Here is a 14,565-nt window from a genome sequence, read left to right as displayed (position 1 = left end):
CCGCACCAGCGGCCCTGGGGAGGGACGATGCCGGAGTTGATCAAGAAATTGCTGTTCTGGGGCTTCATCGCGTTCTTGATCTATTTCATGGCGTTCCGGCCCGAGGGCGCGGCGGAGATGTTCAAGGCGATCGGCGCCGGCCTGGTAGCGATCTTCCAGGGTTTCGGGGACTTCCTCACCAGCCTGATGACCTGAGCGCCGGCGCTCCGCCCCGGGCGGCTCAGTGACCGGCGTGCGGCCACGGAGCCGGCGGGCGGACGCCGTACCAGCCGGGCGGCGGGCCGTAGCCGGGCGGGAAAGCGGGGGGTGGCGGGGCCAGTACGACGGGAATCGGGACGACCGGCTCGTCCGGGGCGTCCACGGGTCGCTGGGAGCCGTCCGGGAAGCGCAGGTGGTACCGGTGCCCGTCCCAGACGCCGACCGGCGCCTGCGGATCCCGGCCCACGAAGTACGCCCGGTAGCCGGCGATCGTCTGGAGCAGGTGCCGTTCCTCCGCGGCCGCCCGCTCCCGGTCGACGGGCCGGCGGTCCAGACCGCGCCGCATCTCGTCGCGGAGCAGCGCGAGCCGGGTCGCCGCGAACTGGTACCCGCGCATCGCCTTCAGGCCCGCGTCGCCGCTTACCCGCTTGGCCCACACCCGGGCCGCGTGCCGGCGCCCGAGGCTGCTGAGCGCCGCCACCTCCGGCGGGGTGAGCCAGCCGGCCCGGACGTAGTCCGGCAGGGTGCGCTCGGTGAGCCGCCCCTCCCAGGACCGTAGCCAGACGGCGAGCCCCACCATGCCGAAGAAGATCGGCACCATCACGCCGATGAAGCCGTACAGCAGGATCAGCGGCTGGCCGGTGGCCTGGGTGAGGGTGGGCAGCAGGTTCCAGGCGCCGTGCAGCATCATCGCCAGCAGCAGGCCGGCGACCGGTGCGAGCACCCGTACCCGCCGGTCGGCCGCACGGGCGGCGATGCCGAGGCCCACGCCGGTCATCGACGTGAAGAGCGGGTGGGCGAACCCGAAGAGCAGGATCCGCACGATGAAGATCGCGATGACCTGCTGCGTCCCGGTCGCCGGGCCGTACCGTTCCACACCGGTCGCGTACCCGTAGCCGCCGAGGTACAGGATGTTCTCCACCATGGCGAAGCCGATCGCGGAGAGCCCGCAGTAGACCAGGGCGTCGGTGATGCCGGAGAACTCCCGGCGCCGGAAGATCAGCAGGAGGATCGGCCCGAGCGCCTTGGTCAACTCCTCGATGAACGGCGCGACCAGCACCGCGGTGAGCGTGGTCGGGAGGTTCAGCCGCTCGAACGAGTCGGCGGCGAAGTTGTTCACCGTCAGGGAGGCGGCGGTGGAGACGAACGCCCCCCAGGCGAAGCAGAAGATCAGGTACTTCAGTGGCTCCGGCTCGTACCGGTCGAGCCAGAGGAAGCAGGACACCAGCACCGGAACCGGCAGGACCGCCGCGATGACCCCGATCAGCAGCGCCTCGCCGCCGAGGCTCTCGCCGAGGGTCCAGACCATGAAGACCGCACAGCCGGCGATGAAGAGGATCACCACGGCCAGCACCAGGGCGCGTACCCAGCTGACCCGACGCCGGGGGGCCTTCGTCAGGCCCTCGGCCGGCGGGGGGACAGGGGCGGCGGTCGGCGGCGGCGGGGCCGCGCCGGGCGGGGTGTCGGCCATGCCGTCAGCGTAGTCACCGCCGGCCCGCCGGCCCGCCGGACCGGCCGCACCGCCGGCCCGCCGGACCGGCCGCACCGCCGGCCCGCCGGACCGGCCGCACCGCCGGCCGGCCGGACCGCCGGCCGGCCGGACCGGCCGCACCGGGGACCGCTATGCTGCCGGCAGGTCACGAGCGCCAGCGTCAAGCCCCGGCTTGCTGGCCGGCAACCCTCGTCGAGGTTCGCGGTGGGGTGCCCCGGGTGATGACCGGGCCCGGCCCGATCCGTGTGCTGGGCAAGCGCGGACCCCGCCCGTGTGCCCACCCGGGGTCCCTGGACCCGGAGGTGCCGCATGACCCTCACTCTCGTACCCCCGCCGGTGCCGTCGCGGGCGGCGGCCGGGCCGCTCGACGTGCTCGGCGTACCCGGTCAGATCAACCTCGACTACGCGGCCACCGCGCCCTGCGCGCGGGCCGCGGCCGACGCGGTGGCGGAGCTGCTGCCCTGGTACGCGAGCGTGCACCGGGGCGCCGGGGCGCTGTCGCGGCGCTGCACGCTGGCCTACGAGCGGGCCCGGCAGACGGTCGGCGACTTCGTCGGCGCCCGGGCGGACGACCACGTGGTCTTCACCCGGAACACCACGGACGCGCTCAACCTGCTGGCCCGGGCGCTGCCGCCCGGGGCCACGGTGGTGACGTTCGGCGGGGAACACCACGCCAACCTGCTGCCCTGGCCGCGCGGCTCGGTACGGCTGCCGGTGCCGGAGGACCCGGCCGGGGCGGTCCGCGCGCTCGACGCCGCCCTCGGCGAGCTGCGCCGGGGCACCACCCCCGACCGGGACCTGCCGGTGCTGGTCGCGGTGACCGGGGCGAGCAACGTGACCGGCGAGCGGTGGCCGGTCGCCGAGCTGGCCCGGGTGGCCCGCCGGCATTGGGCCCGGATCGCGGTGGACGCCGCCCAGCTCGCCCCGCACGCCCCCGTCGACCTCCACGTTCTCGACGTCGACTACCTGGCCGTCTCCGGCCACAAGCTGTACGCGCCGTTCGGCGCGGGCGTCCTCGTCGGGCGGGCCGACTGGCTGGACGCGGCACCGCCGTACCTGGCGGGTGGCGGGGCGACCAGCCACGTCGGGGCGGCCACCCACGACGTCCGGTGGGCGACCGGGCCGGCCCGGCACGAGGCCGGCACCCCGAACCTCCTCGGCGCGGTGGCCCTCGCCGCGGTGTGCGGCGCGCTCAGCGGAGCCGACCGCGCCGCGCTCCACGACGCCGAGCAGGCGCTGCTGGCCCGGCTGCGCGACGGCATCGCGGCGCTGCCGCACGTGGTGGAGCTGCGCACCTTCGGCCCGGACGCGCCGCGGGTGGGGATCGCCTCGTTCGTGGTGGCCGGCCGGGACTCGGCCGAGGTCGCGGCCCACCTCGCCGCGCATCACGACATCGGGGTACGCGACGGCCTGTTCTGCGCCCACCCGCTCGCCCGCCGCCTGCTCACCGAGGCGGCCGGGCGCAGCGGCCGGCGTGACCTGCCGCCGACGGCGCTCCGGGCCAGCATCGGCCTGGGCAGCACCGAGGAGCACGTGGACGCGCTGCTCGCCGCGCTCGCCACGCTGGGCTGAACCCTCCGGTCAGCCGATCGGCGGGGCGGTGGGCGGCTTCGGGCCGCCCTCCGCCGGTTCGGCCGGCCGCCCCGGCGACTGCTCCAGCTCGCCGAAGGACCGACGGATCCAGCGGTTCGCCTCCTCCTGGCTGATGCCGGAGGCGACCAGCAGGTCGCTCGCGGTGGTACGCACCTGCGCGACCACCACGCTGCCGGAGAAGCCCACGCCCTCCGCGTACGCGCGGCCGGCCTCGCTGACCGCGCGCAGTGACCGCTCGCGGGCCTTCTCGGCCTCCTCCCCGACGGCGAACTCGTGCTTGAGCAGCCGCACCGACTCGGCGAGGTGGGCAACCGCGTCCGGCATCGGGTCGGGGATCGGCTCCTCGTCCTCGATGAGCGTGACGGCGCGCCGGATCAGGGTGCCGCTGTTGCGCATCGCGCGGTCGATCGGGTCGGCCGCCTCCGAGTAGTGCGCGAGTTCGTTGCGCCGGTGCCAGCGCGCCGGCGACAGCATCGCGGTCTCCTTGGCGCCCTCGATCGCCTCGCCGAACGCGGCCAGCTCCTCCTTGTTGTCGCGCAGCCGTTCCAACGCCCGCTGGACCTTGTCCCGGTCCCGTTCGCGCAGCCCGTCGGCGGCGCCGTCGAGCTGCGCGGCGAGCAGGTCCAGCGCGGGGCGGGCGGCCCGGTTGAGCACCCGCAGCGGGTTGAGCGGCAGCAGCAACGCGGTGACCAGCAGGGCGATGCCACCGCCGACGAACGCGTCGACGAACCGGGGTATCTCCAGGTTCTCCGTCTGCGGGCTGAGCGTCACGATCAGCACGGCGGTGGCCGCCGCCTGGATGACGATGGCCACGCTGGCCCCGGCGAAGACGGTCAGGATGATCGCCGAGGTCACGACGAGGCCGAGCTGCCAGGCGCCGGTGCCCAGCAGGTAGATGAGGAGGTCGCCGAGGGCCACCCCGACCGCCACCCCGACGATCAGCTCGACCGTCCGCCGGAACCGCTGGCCCACCGAGACGGCCAGGGTGCCGACCGCCGAGATCGGCGCGAAGACGGGCTGCGGGTTGCCGAGCAGCTCGTGCGCCGCGAGCCAGGACAGCCCGGCGGCGAGTCCGGCCTGGACGGCGAGGCCCATCGCCATGCGGACGCGGTGCAGGCGGTCGTGCAGGGTCGCCTTCCCACGGTGGTGCAGCTGGTTCACCGCCTCGGCGATCCGCGCGCCGTCGACGTCCACGCCGCCGCCGCGCAACCCGAACCGTTGCGCCATCGAGGGTCGGTCGTTCCGGGCCACGGCGGGTACTACCCGTGCCGAGCCGTCCCAATCCCTGCGGTATCCGAAGCGTCCCCGCTCAGGGTACGCGGCGGACTCGCCGGCGGGACCGGTCTCCTCGACCGCTGGCGAGGTCGTCAGAGGGGATCCGGGGGCCGGAAGTACAAGATCGTGAGGGCGGGGAGCGGGTTGATGATCAGTTGGCCCGGGTCGTAGCCTCGGCGCATGGGTCCCCTCCTCGACGAACTGCGTGCCGCGCTCGGCGCCGACGCGGTGCTGACCGATCCGGACCTGCTCCGGATGCACGAACGGGACGAGGCGGACCTCTGCGCCTCCGGCACGCCCCTCGTGGTCACCCGTCCGCGTGACACCGCCCAGGTGGCGGCTGTCGTCCGGACGGCGGCCCGGCACGGCGTACCCGTGGTGCCGCAGGGAGCTCGCACCGGGCTGGCCGGCGCGGCGAACGCGGTCGACGGCGCCGTGGTGATCAGCACGGCGGCGCTGGACGCGATCCTGGAGATCGACCCGGTCAGCCGGATCGCCGTGGTGCAGCCCGGGGTGGTCAACGCGACGCTCGCCGCCGCCGTCGCCAAGCACGGCCTGTGGTACCCGCCCGACCCCGGCTCCTGGGAGTCATCGACCATCGGCGGGAACGTCGCCACCAACGCCGGCGGCATGTGCTGCGTCAAGTACGGCGTGACCACCGAGTACGTGCTCGGCCTGGAGGTGGTGCTCGCCTCCGGCGAGGTGCTGCGCACCGGCCGGCGGACCGCCAAGGGCGTGGCCGGGTACGACCTGACCCGGCTCTTCGTCGGCTCCGAGGGCACCCTCGGCGTGATCACCGAGGTGACCGTCGCGCTGCGTCCCGCCCCGGCGGAGTCGCTGACCATGGTCGCGGTCTTCCCCTCCACCACCGCCGCCGGCGCCGCCGTGGCGGAGATCGCCGCCCAGGGGCTCTCCCCCAGCCTGCTGGAGCTGCTCGACCAGACGCACCTGCGGGCGATCGAGGCGTACCGCCCGATGGGGCTGCGGACGGACGCGCAGGCGCTCCTGCTGGCCGCCGTGGACACCGGCTCGCGGGCCACCGAGGACCTGGCCGGCCTCGCGGCGGTCTGCGAGGCGGCCGGCGCCGACGAGGTGTACGCGGCCACCGACGCGGTGGAGGCGGCGGCGCTGCTCCAGGCGCGGCGGCTGGCGCACCCGGCGATGGAGAAGTTCGCCGCCGACACGTACCCGGCCGGCAACGGCGGGCTGGTCATCGACGACGTGGCGGTGCCCCGCGGGGCGCTGGCCGCCATGCTCGACGGGGTGGCGCGGATCGCCGCCGAGTGCGACGTGCCGATCGGCGTCGTGGGTCACGCCGGCGACGGCAACCTGCACCCCAACATCGTGGTGGACCGGGCGGATCCGGCCAGCCTGGAACGCGGCCGCCGGGCCTTCGACGAGATCATGCGGCTGGGGCTCGACCTGGGCGGCACCTGCACCGGCGAGCACGGGGTCGGCCTGCTCAAGCGGGACTGGCTGGCCCGCGAGATCGGCCCGGTGGGCGTACGGGTGCACCAGGCGATCAAGGCCGCGCTCGACCCGACCGGCCTGCTCAACCCCGGCAAGGTCCTCTGACCCGCCGGCCCGCGCGTCGGACGCGCCACCCGGGTACCGCCCAGCGCCGGCTTCAGGAGGTCGGCTCGGCCGGGGTGGCCTGGGTCAGCAGCAGCAGGATCTCGTGGGCGATCGGCGGCTTCTCCTCGCCCGGGCAGTCCTGGGAGGTGATCAGGCCGGACGCGGTGAGCAGGCTGGAGGTCAACGCGTCGATGCAGGTGACCCGGTACTGACGGGCCTGATCGGTCTCCTTCGCCAGACCCGGGTCGGCGAGCAACCTCTGGAGGCGTGCGAGCTGCTCCGCGGTGAGCGCGCCCGCCGACGTCACCCCGTCGCCGGCGCAGTCCACGCACTCCCACCGGCCGTCGACCTCCACATTGAGTGTCCGCAGCGGCCCCGACTCGCCCAGCTTCTGGAGCAGGCTGACCCGGCCCTCGCTGATGGTGGCCGCGTTACCGAGTTGCTGCTGGGGCGGCGCCGACGGGTCCGGGCTCGGCGAGCCTCCCGCATCGGCTCCGGAGCAGCCGGCGAGCACGACTGCCAGCAGCGTGGCGACGGAGAGCTGAACCGGACGCGACCAGGATGCGGAAAGCACGCGCCGAAACTTACCCCACCGTAGGTAGCGCACGTAACCCGCCGACCGGTCGGGCATCGATGATGGACGTTCCCCGGGTGGATCGGTCAGCGGGACGAGGACGGAAGTTCAACCGAGTCGCCGTCCCCGCCGCGGTCCGCGGCGAAGCCCCGGACGTCCGGCGCGCCGAGCCGGGCCGCGTCGGCGGTCGCGTCGTCCGGCATGAGCTGGGAGTTCCGCTCGGCCTCCACCCGCGCCCGGTAGTGCGCGATCTCCCGCGCCCGCACCTCGGCGTCCCAGCCGAGCACCGCACCCATCAGCTCCGCGGCGTGCTCGGCGGACTCCAGGCCGCGGTGGGCGGTCTCGATGGAGATCCGGGTACGCCGGGTCAGCACGTCCTCCAGGTGCAGCGCTCCCTCGGCGCGGGCCGCGTAGGTCACCTCGGCGGCCAGGTACTCGGGCGCGCCGGCCAGCGGTGAGGCGAGCAGCGGGTCCGCGTCGACCAGGGCGAGCAGTTCCAGGGTGAGCGTGCCGTACCGCTCCAGCAGGTGCTCCACCACGCCGACCGGAACAGCGTGCCGGCGGGCCAGGTCGGCCCGGTCCCGCCACATCGCCGCGTACCCGTCGGCGCCGAGCAGCGGAAGGTCGGCGGTGCGCGACGGACGCACCGACCCCATCCGGTGGGCGGCCCGGTCGACCACGTCCGAGGCCATCACCCGGTAGGTCGTGTACTTCCCGCCGGCCACCAGCAGCAGGCCGAGCATCGGCTCGAACACCGCGTGTTCCCGGGACAGCTTCGACGTGGAGTCCGCCTCGCCGGCCAGCAGCGGTCGCAGGCCCGCGTACACGCCCTCGATGTCGGCGGTGGTGAGGGGCCGGTCCAGGACGGTGTTGACCTGCGTCAGCAGGTACTCGATGTCGCGCGCGGAGGCGGCCGGGTGGGACCGGTCGAGCCGCCAGTCGGTGTCGGTGGTCCCGATGATCCAGTGCCCGCCCCACGGGATGACGAAGAGCACGCTCGTCGCGGTACGCAGGATCAGCCCGGTCTCGCCGGTGATCGCCGACCGGGGCACCACCAGGTGTACGCCCTTGGAGGCACGGACCCGGAGGCCGGGGCGCAGCCCGACGTCGTTGAGCATCCGCGACATGTCGTCGCTCCACACGCCGGTGGCGGCGATGACGGTCCGGGCGCGTACCTCGAACTCGGCGTCCGGGGAGCCGGCCGGCGCCTCCAGGTCGCGGACACGGACCCCGGTGACCTCCCGGGCCTGCCGGATGAGACCGACGGCGCGGGCACTGGTCACCACGGTCGCGCCGAGGCTGGCGGCGGTCCGGGCGAGGGTGACCACCAGGCGGGCGTCGTCGACCTGGCCGTCGTAGTACCGGATGGCGCCGGCCAGGCCCTCCGCCTTGAGGCTGGGGAAGGTCCGGCGGGCGCCCTCCCGGGTCAGGTGCCGGTGCAGGGGCATCCCCCGGCCGCCGCCGAAGATCCCGGCGAAAATGTCGTACGTCGCCACTCCGGCCCCGTAGTAGGAGCGACGGAAGACGCGGGCAGGCAGGTCGCGCAGGCCCTGCCCGGCCGGGAGCGGCACCAGGAACGGCACCGGCCGGACCAGATGCGGCGCGAGGCGGGTGGCGAGCAGCCCCCGTTCGGTGAGCGCCTCGTGGACCAGGTGGAACTCGAGCTGCTCCAGGTAGCGCAGGCCGCCGTGGATCAGCTTGCTGGACCGGCTGGACGTGCCGGCGGCGTAGTCGCGCGCCTCGACCAGGGCGACCTTGAGGCCGCGCGAGGCGGCGTCCAGCGCGGCGCCCGCGCCGGTCGCCCCGCCGCCGATCACCAGGACGTCGAAGCGCTCCGCGGCCAGGCGGCGCAGGTCGGCGGCCCGCCGCTGCGGGGAGAGCTGGCCGGCGGCCGCTCGGGAGACGTTGGGGTCGCGCACGCCTCCACCGTAACCGCTCGGCCCACGCCGGCGGCGTCCACGACGCCCGCCCGGAGACGCTTCGGGATCTTGCAAGTTTTTCGGCCCGTCGCGGGGCCGTTCCTTTCCACGATCCCGTCCCGGGCACGGATCGGGCCGCCACTCCTGCCGACTTTGTGACGGCGACGTACTGTTTGCCCGTGCAGCCTGAACGCCCGGGACATCTCGCCCCGACTCCGCACGGCGCAGAGCCGGGAAGCCCCTGGGCGGTGGTGGCCGCCGTGGCCACCGGGCTGTGGATCGTCGGGCTCGTCGTGCTGTCCCAGTTCGGTGGCTGGCTGGCCGACCAGATCCTGCTGGCCTCCGGGCTGGACCGGGCGGTCTGGCTCTGGCCCGTGGTGGCCGTCGCCGTCGTGCTCCTGGCCGGTACACCCGCCCTGGCCCTGGCCCTGGCGCCCCGCTCCGCCGCCGTCCGCACCACCGGTCGCGTCTGGCTGGGCGGGCTGCTCGCGTTCGGCGCGTTCGTCCTGCTCCGGGCGCTACCGCCGGTGCACCACGAGGCGTACCTGGCCGCACTGGCCGCCACCGCCGCGCTGGCCGCACTCGTCGTGCGGCGGCTGCGCCGGCGGGCGGCGGTCACCCCCGTCGCCGCGCCGCCGGGCGGACCCACCGCGGCTGCCCCGGGCCGGCCGGCCGCACCGGGCGTCGCGACCGGACCCCCGACCGCGCCGAACGCCCCGGACGGACCCCCGCCGGCACCGGAGCCGGCGGCCGGCAGCGACGGCGGGGCGGACGAGCACCGGCCCTGGGCCCAGGGAAGGGTGTCGCGTCCCGCTCCGGTGACGCTGCTCGGGTTCGCGGGCGGCCTCGCGCTGCTGCTGCCCTGGGTGTGGATCGGTGCGCTCGGCGGGCTGCTGGAGACGCTGCTCGCCGGGCTCGCCGCCGCGGCGGTCGGCGTACTGGCCGCCGCGTTGCTCGGCGACGCCTTCTGGTCCCGGTTCGCCGTCGGCACGCCGCCGCGACCGGCCCGCCTGGTCCTGGTCGGCGGCCTGGTCGCCGGCGTCGCACTGCTGCCGCTCGGCGCGGGCGTCGGGCAGTCCGGCGCGCAACTGCCGCTCCTGCTGACCCTCCCCCCGGCCGGATTCGCGCTGGCGGCCCTGGCCGCGGCGGGGCGGCGCACGGCGGCCGGCGGCGGGGCCGCGACCGCCTGGCTGGTCGGGCTCGCCGTGTTCGGCCCACTCGCCTGGACCGACGACGAGGAGATCAGCGTCGTCCTGGCGGCCACCCGCGACGTGCCGTTCTGGGTGTCGGTCGCCGCCGGCGCCGGGCTCGCCGTCGCGGTCCTGCTCGCCGTCGGGTACGGCGTGCTGCTCGCCCGGCGGCACGCCGCCACGCCCCGGCGGGCCGTGGCCGCGGTGGCCGCCGCCGTCCTGCTGCTCACGACGGGGCTCGTGGCCGTGGGGCCGGGACAGCCCGGCCTGCACGGCGAGCGGCTCTTCGTGGTGCTGCGGGAGCAGGCCGACCTGAGCGACGTACCGACCACGACCGGCCGCGCCGGCCGCGACGCCCGGGCCCGGGAGGTCTACCGGCGGCTCGTCGAGACGGCCGAGCGTACGCAGGCCGACCTGCGCCGCGACCTGCGCCGCGTCCGGCTGGACCACACCCCGTACTACCTGGTCAACGCGATCGAGGTCGACGGGGGGCCGGCGGTGCGGGCCTGGCTCGCCAGCCGCTCCGAGGTGGACCGGGTCCTGGTCAGCCAGCGGATCCGTCCGCTGCCCGCGCCGGCCGCCCCCGCCCGCGGCGGCGCCCCCGCACCCGGCGGTCCCACCTGGAACGTCCGGCTGATCGGCGCCGACCGGGTCTGGTCCGAGCTGGGCGTCACCGGTGCGGGCGTGACGGTGGGCAGCTCCGACTCCGGGGTGGACGGCGCGCACCCGGCGCTCGCCGGCGGCTTCCGGGGCGGCGGCGATTCCTGGTACGACCCCTGGGACGCCACCGCCACCCCGACCGACCAGGGCGGGCACGGGACCCACACGCTGGGCAGCGCCGTCGGCCGCAACGGCGTCGGAGTGGCTCCCGGCGCCTCCTGGACCGGCTGCGTCAACCTGGACCGCAACCTCGGCAACCCCGCCTACTACCTGGGCTGCCTCCAGTTCATGCTGGCGCCCTTCCCGGCCGGCGGGGACCCGTTCACCGACGGCCGCCCGGACCGCGCTCCCGACATCCTGACCAACTCGTGGGGCTGCCCGGCGATCGAGGGCTGCGACCCGCGTGCGCTGCGGCCGGCCACCGCCGCTCTGGACGCCGCCGGCATCCTGACGGTCGCCGCCGCCGGCAACACCGGGCCGCACTGCCGCTCGGTCGACGACCCGCCGGCCCCGTACGACGACGTGCTGACCGTCGGTGCGGTCGACCGGCAACGGCGGGTGGCGCAGTTCTCCTCGCGCGGCCCGGCTCCCGGCGGAGCGGCCAAGCCCGACCTGGTGGCGCCCGGCGACAAGGTGCTCTCGGCGATGCCCGGTGGCGGGTACGCCGAACTGAGCGGCACGTCCATGGCGACCCCGCAGGTGGCGGGTGTGGCGGCGCTGATGTGGTCGGCGAACCCGGCGCTGGTCGGTGACCTCCCCCGGACCCGGCGGATCCTGACCGAGACCGCGGCTCCGGCCGTGCCCGGCAACGACACGTGCGGCGACCAGCGGAACGTGACCGGCGCCGGCCTCGTCGACGCGTACGCCGCCGTCCGCGCCGCCCAGCGGTAAGGAAGGGCCCCTTCCTAACGCCTCGCGTAGTAAAAGGGCCCCTTCTTAACAGAAGCGCTCGGGTGACCTAGGGTCGGCGTCCATGGAGGTCGACATCGTCGAGTTGGGCCCGGACCGGCGGGCCGCCGTGGTGGAGTTGTGCGGCCGGTCGCTGGACCTGCCGGAGGACGCCGCCGAGGCACCGGCCATCGTGGACGTACTCTGGCCCCGGGCCACCGCCGACCGGCCGGTGGTCGCGCTCGGCGCGTACCGGGACGGCCGCCTGACCGGCGCGCTCATCGGCTCGCTCTCCGGACGGGACGGCACGCAGGGACACGTCGACCTGGTGGCGGTGGACCCCGGGCACCGGCGGCGCGGCGTCGGGCGGGCGCTGCTGTCGTACGCCGAGGAGAAGCTCGCCGGGCTCGGCGCGGTGGAGGTGCTGCTGGCCGGCAACCCGCCGTACTACGCATGGCCGGGCATCGACGTGCGCTACACACCGGCGGTCTGCGCGGCCCAGGCGCTCGGCTACACCCAGGATCGCACGGCCTGGAACATGACCGCCGACCTGTCGTACGACGGCAGCCCCGCCCTGCGCACGACGGTGCCGGCGGAGGAGCGGCTGGCCGGCCAGGGCGTCACCGTGCGGCGCGCGGAGCCGGCGGACCTGCCGGCGCTGGCGGCCTTCGCCCGGTCGGTGTTCGGCGGCACCTGGGACGCGGAGCTGGCCGGCTCGGTCGGCCGGTCGCTGGCGGGCTGTCACCTGGCGGAGCGCGACGGCGAGGTGCTCGGCTTCGCCGCGTGGGGGTCGTCCCGGCCGAGCTGGTTCGGGCCGATGGGCACGGCGCCGGCGGCCGAGGGGACCGGCATCGGCGGGGTGCTGCTGCGCCGCTGCCTGGCCGACCAGCGGGCGGCGGGGTTCACGGCGGCGCAGATCGGCTGGGTGGGGCCGGTCCGGTTCTACTCGGGCAGCGCGGGTGCCCGGATCGAGCGGGTCTTCTTCCTGTACCGGAGGACACTCGCGGATCGATAACGGGCGAATAGGATAGATCACCTGATAGCGTCATTCGCCCCCGTCGCCCATCGATGCCCCCTACCGTTTCGGTAGAGGAGGCGCCATGACCACGGACGACGAACGCCCCGGCCCACTGCCCTTCGACCGCCTCGACTACGGCGACGCGGAACAGCGGGCGGAGATGGAGGGCATCGACGACTCCCCGGCGGACGAGCCGGCGACGGTGGTGGACGAGCCGGTCCAGGTGCCACAGCCGTACGACCGGGCGCAGAAGCGGCGCAACCAACGGCCGTTGCCGACATGACGAAGAGGGGCGGACCGCTGACGCGGCCCGCCCCTCCCGGTCTCGTGGAGCCTGGACTCAGAAGTCCATGTCCCCGCCGCCCGGGCCGGCCGGGGCAGCCGGGGTCTTCTCCGGCTTGTCCGCCACGACGGCCTCGGTGGTGAGGAAGAGCGCCGCGATCGACGACGCGTTCTGCAGCGCCGACCGGGTGACCTTGGCCGGGTCGATGATGCCCGCGGCCAGCAGGTCCACGTACTCGCCGGTCGCGGCGTTGAGGCCGTGGCCCGCCTCGATGTTGCGGACGTGCTCGACGACGACGCCACCCTCGAGGCCGGCGTTGACGGCGATCTGCCGCAGCGGGGCGTCCAGCGCGATCTTGACGATCTGGGCGCCGGTCGCCTCGTCACCGGTCAGGTCCAGCTTGTCGAAGGCGGTCTTGCCGGCCTGCACCAGCGCGACGCCACCACCCGGGACGATGCCCTCCTCGACGGCGGCCTTCGCGTTGCGGACGGCGTCCTCGATGCGGTGCTTGCGCTCCTTCAGCTCGACCTCGGTGGCCGCGCCGACCTTGATCACCGCGACACCGCCGGCCAGCTTGGCCAGGCGCTCCTGCAGCTTCTCGCGGTCGTAGTCGGAGTCGCTCTTCTCGATCTCGGCCCGGATCTGGTTGACCCGGCCCTGGATCTGCTCGGCGTCGCCGGCACCGTCGACGATGGTGGTCTCGTCCTTGGTCACCACGACCTTACGGGCGCGGCCCAGCATGTCGAGGCCGACGGCGTCGAGCTTGAGGCCGACCTCCTCGCTGATGACCTGGCCACCGGTGAGGATGGCGATGTCGGCGAGCATGGCCTTGCGGCGGTCACCGAAGCCCGGCGCCTTGACGGCGACCGACTTGAAGGTGCCGCGGACCTTGTTGACGACCAGGGTCGCCAGGGCCTCGCCCTCGATGTCCTCGGCGATGATCAGCAGCGGCTTGCCCGACTGCATGACCTTCTCCAGGATCGGGAGCAGGTCCTTCACCGAGGAGATCTTGCTGTTGACGATCAGGATGTAGGGGTCGTCGAAGACGGCCTCCATCCGCTCCGGGTCGGTCATGAAGTAGGCCGACACGTAGCCCTTGTCGAAGCGCATACCCTCGGTGAGCTCCAGCTCCAGGCCGAAGGTGTTGCTCTCCTCGACGGTGATGACGCCTTCCTTGCCGACCTTGTCCATCGCCTCGGCGATGATCTCGCCGACGCTGGTGTCACCAGCGGAGATGGAGGCGGTGGAGGCGATCTGCTCCTTGGTCTCGACGTCCTTGGCGAGCTTCAGCAGCTCCTCCGAGACGCTCGCGACCGCGGCCTCGATGCCCCGCTTCAGGGCCATCGGGTTGGCACCGGCGGCCACGTTGCGCAGGCCCTCGCGGACCAGGGCCTGGGCCAGGACGGTCGCCGTCGTCGTGCCGTCACCGGCGACGTCGTCGGTCTTCTTCGCGACCTCCTTGACCAGCTCGGCGCCGATCTTCTCGTACGGGTCCTCGAGCTCGATCTCCTTGGCGATGCTCACACCATCGTTGGTGATGGTGGGAGCGCCCCACTTCTTCTCGAGCACGACGTTGCGGCCCTTGGGGCCGAGGGTCACCTTCACGGCGTCGGCGAGCTGGTTCATGCCCCGCTCGAGGCCGCGGCGAGCTTCCTCGTCGAACGCGATCATCTTGGCCATACGGCGTTGTCCTCCTGGACACTCACGGGCCACCCGAGTGTGTGCCCCGGATGGGCCGTCTGGTGTACGCACCTTGGGACGTCGCCACCTGGCGACGACGACGTCCGCCGGCCGGGCCGGATAGCCCGCGACGACCGGCCATGTGCCGCACCCGGTGCCTCGCGACTCCGCGTGCGGCCGTGGCCCTACCGCCCCGACCATTGGCACTCACGGTCTGCGA

11 protein-coding genes and 1 riboswitch are annotated in these 14,565 nt (G+C 74.6%); of the genes, 6 read left to right on the top strand and 5 right to left on the bottom strand.

Annotation, left to right across the window (positions count from 1 at the left end):
- Positions 1 to 27: 27 nt before the first annotated feature.
- Entirely contained in the window at positions 28 to 195 is a 168-nt protein-coding gene (locus tag ACN26Y_RS10065; RefSeq protein ID WP_196255831.1) for a hypothetical protein, read from the top strand.
- Positions 196 to 220: 25 nt separating this feature from the next.
- Here the strand turns inward: ACN26Y_RS10065 and ACN26Y_RS10060 are convergent, their stop codons facing one another.
- On the bottom strand, positions 221 to 1,669 hold the full coding sequence (locus ACN26Y_RS10060) for a PrsW family intramembrane metalloprotease (protein ID WP_155330040.1): 1,449 nt from the start codon (positions 1,667 to 1,669) through the stop codon (positions 221 to 223).
- Between the two features lie 164 nt (positions 1,670 to 1,833).
- Positions 1,834 to 1,955, top strand: a riboswitch (SAM riboswitch).
- A gap of 44 nt (positions 1,956 to 1,999) precedes the next feature.
- Here ACN26Y_RS10060 and ACN26Y_RS10055 point away from each other — a divergent pair.
- Positions 2,000 to 3,262 (top strand): aminotransferase class V-fold PLP-dependent enzyme, encoded by a 1,263-nt coding sequence (locus ACN26Y_RS10055; protein WP_422734641.1) that lies wholly within the window; start codon positions 2,000 to 2,002, stop codon positions 3,260 to 3,262.
- A gap of 9 nt (positions 3,263 to 3,271) precedes the next feature.
- Here the strand turns inward: ACN26Y_RS10055 and ACN26Y_RS10050 are convergent, their stop codons facing one another.
- Complete coding sequence (locus ACN26Y_RS10050; RefSeq protein WP_196255896.1) at positions 3,272 to 4,477, bottom strand: FUSC family protein; 1,206 nt, start codon at positions 4,475 to 4,477, stop codon at positions 3,272 to 3,274.
- A 261-nt stretch (positions 4,478 to 4,738) separates the two neighbouring features.
- Here ACN26Y_RS10050 and ACN26Y_RS10045 point away from each other — a divergent pair, with 261 nt between their 5' ends.
- On the top strand, positions 4,739 to 6,133 hold the full coding sequence (locus tag ACN26Y_RS10045; RefSeq protein ID WP_155330037.1) for an FAD-binding oxidoreductase: 1,395 nt from the start codon (positions 4,739 to 4,741) through the stop codon (positions 6,131 to 6,133).
- Positions 6,134 to 6,185: 52 nt separating this feature from the next.
- Here ACN26Y_RS10045 and ACN26Y_RS10040 read toward each other — a convergent pair whose 3' ends face one another.
- Positions 6,186 to 6,707, bottom strand: coding sequence for a hypothetical protein (locus ACN26Y_RS10040; protein WP_155330036.1), 522 nt, complete (start codon positions 6,705 to 6,707; stop codon positions 6,186 to 6,188).
- 86 nt (positions 6,708 to 6,793) lie between these two features.
- On the bottom strand, positions 6,794 to 8,626 hold the full coding sequence (locus ACN26Y_RS10035) for a glycerol-3-phosphate dehydrogenase/oxidase (RefSeq protein ID WP_155330035.1): 1,833 nt from the start codon (positions 8,624 to 8,626) through the stop codon (positions 6,794 to 6,796).
- A gap of 272 nt (positions 8,627 to 8,898) precedes the next feature.
- On the opposite strand from ACN26Y_RS10035, the gene ACN26Y_RS10030 reads away from it, so the two are divergent.
- From ACN26Y_RS10030 to ACN26Y_RS10020, 3 genes are all read left to right on the top strand, one after another.
- Complete coding sequence (locus tag ACN26Y_RS10030) at positions 8,899 to 11,367, top strand: S8 family serine peptidase (protein ID WP_422734917.1); 2,469 nt, start codon at positions 8,899 to 8,901, stop codon at positions 11,365 to 11,367.
- Positions 11,368 to 11,449: 82 nt separating this feature from the next.
- Positions 11,450 to 12,379 carry a GNAT family N-acetyltransferase gene (locus ACN26Y_RS10025; protein WP_155330034.1) on the top strand — a complete coding sequence of 310 codons (930 nt, stop codon included), beginning with the start codon at positions 11,450 to 11,452 and terminating at the stop codon, positions 12,377 to 12,379.
- Positions 12,380 to 12,464: 85 nt separating this feature from the next.
- Entirely contained in the window at positions 12,465 to 12,665 is a 201-nt protein-coding gene (locus ACN26Y_RS10020; RefSeq protein ID WP_155330033.1) for a hypothetical protein, read from the top strand.
- A gap of 57 nt (positions 12,666 to 12,722) precedes the next feature.
- On the opposite strand, the gene groL is transcribed toward ACN26Y_RS10020, so the two are convergent.
- Entirely contained in the window at positions 12,723 to 14,345 is a 1,623-nt protein-coding gene (gene groL / locus ACN26Y_RS10015) for a chaperonin GroEL (protein WP_155330032.1), read from the bottom strand.
- Between the last annotated feature and the right edge of the window lie 220 nt (positions 14,346 to 14,565).

The organism is Micromonospora sp. WMMD558 (assembly GCF_049315255.1).
GTDB lineage: Bacteria > Actinomycetota > Actinomycetes > Mycobacteriales > Micromonosporaceae > Micromonospora.
The sequence above is the reverse complement of the archived record's forward strand: the minus strand, read 5'-3'. Positions and strand labels throughout refer to the sequence as shown.

Bases quoted from the DNA above. Each gene is read 5' to 3' on its own strand.
- ACN26Y_RS10025 (WP_155330034.1), top strand. From the start codon at position 11,450: ATGGAGGTCGACATCGTCGAGTTGGGCCCGGACCGGCGGGCCGCCGTG.
- ACN26Y_RS10055 (WP_422734641.1), top strand. From the start codon at position 2,000: ATGACCCTCACTCTCGTACCCCCGCCGGTGCCGTCGCGGGCGGCGGCC.
- groL (WP_155330032.1), bottom strand. From the start codon at position 14,345: ATGGCCAAGATGATCGCGTTCGACGAGGAAGCTCGCCGCGGCCTCGAG.
- ACN26Y_RS10020 (WP_155330033.1), top strand. From the start codon at position 12,465: ATGACCACGGACGACGAACGCCCCGGCCCACTGCCCTTCGACCGCCTC.
- ACN26Y_RS10065 (WP_196255831.1), top strand. From the start codon at position 28: ATGCCGGAGTTGATCAAGAAATTGCTGTTCTGGGGCTTCATCGCGTTC.
- ACN26Y_RS10060 (WP_155330040.1), bottom strand. From the start codon at position 1,669: ATGGCCGACACCCCGCCCGGCGCGGCCCCGCCGCCGCCGACCGCCGCC.
- ACN26Y_RS10045 (WP_155330037.1), top strand. From the start codon at position 4,739: ATGGGTCCCCTCCTCGACGAACTGCGTGCCGCGCTCGGCGCCGACGCG.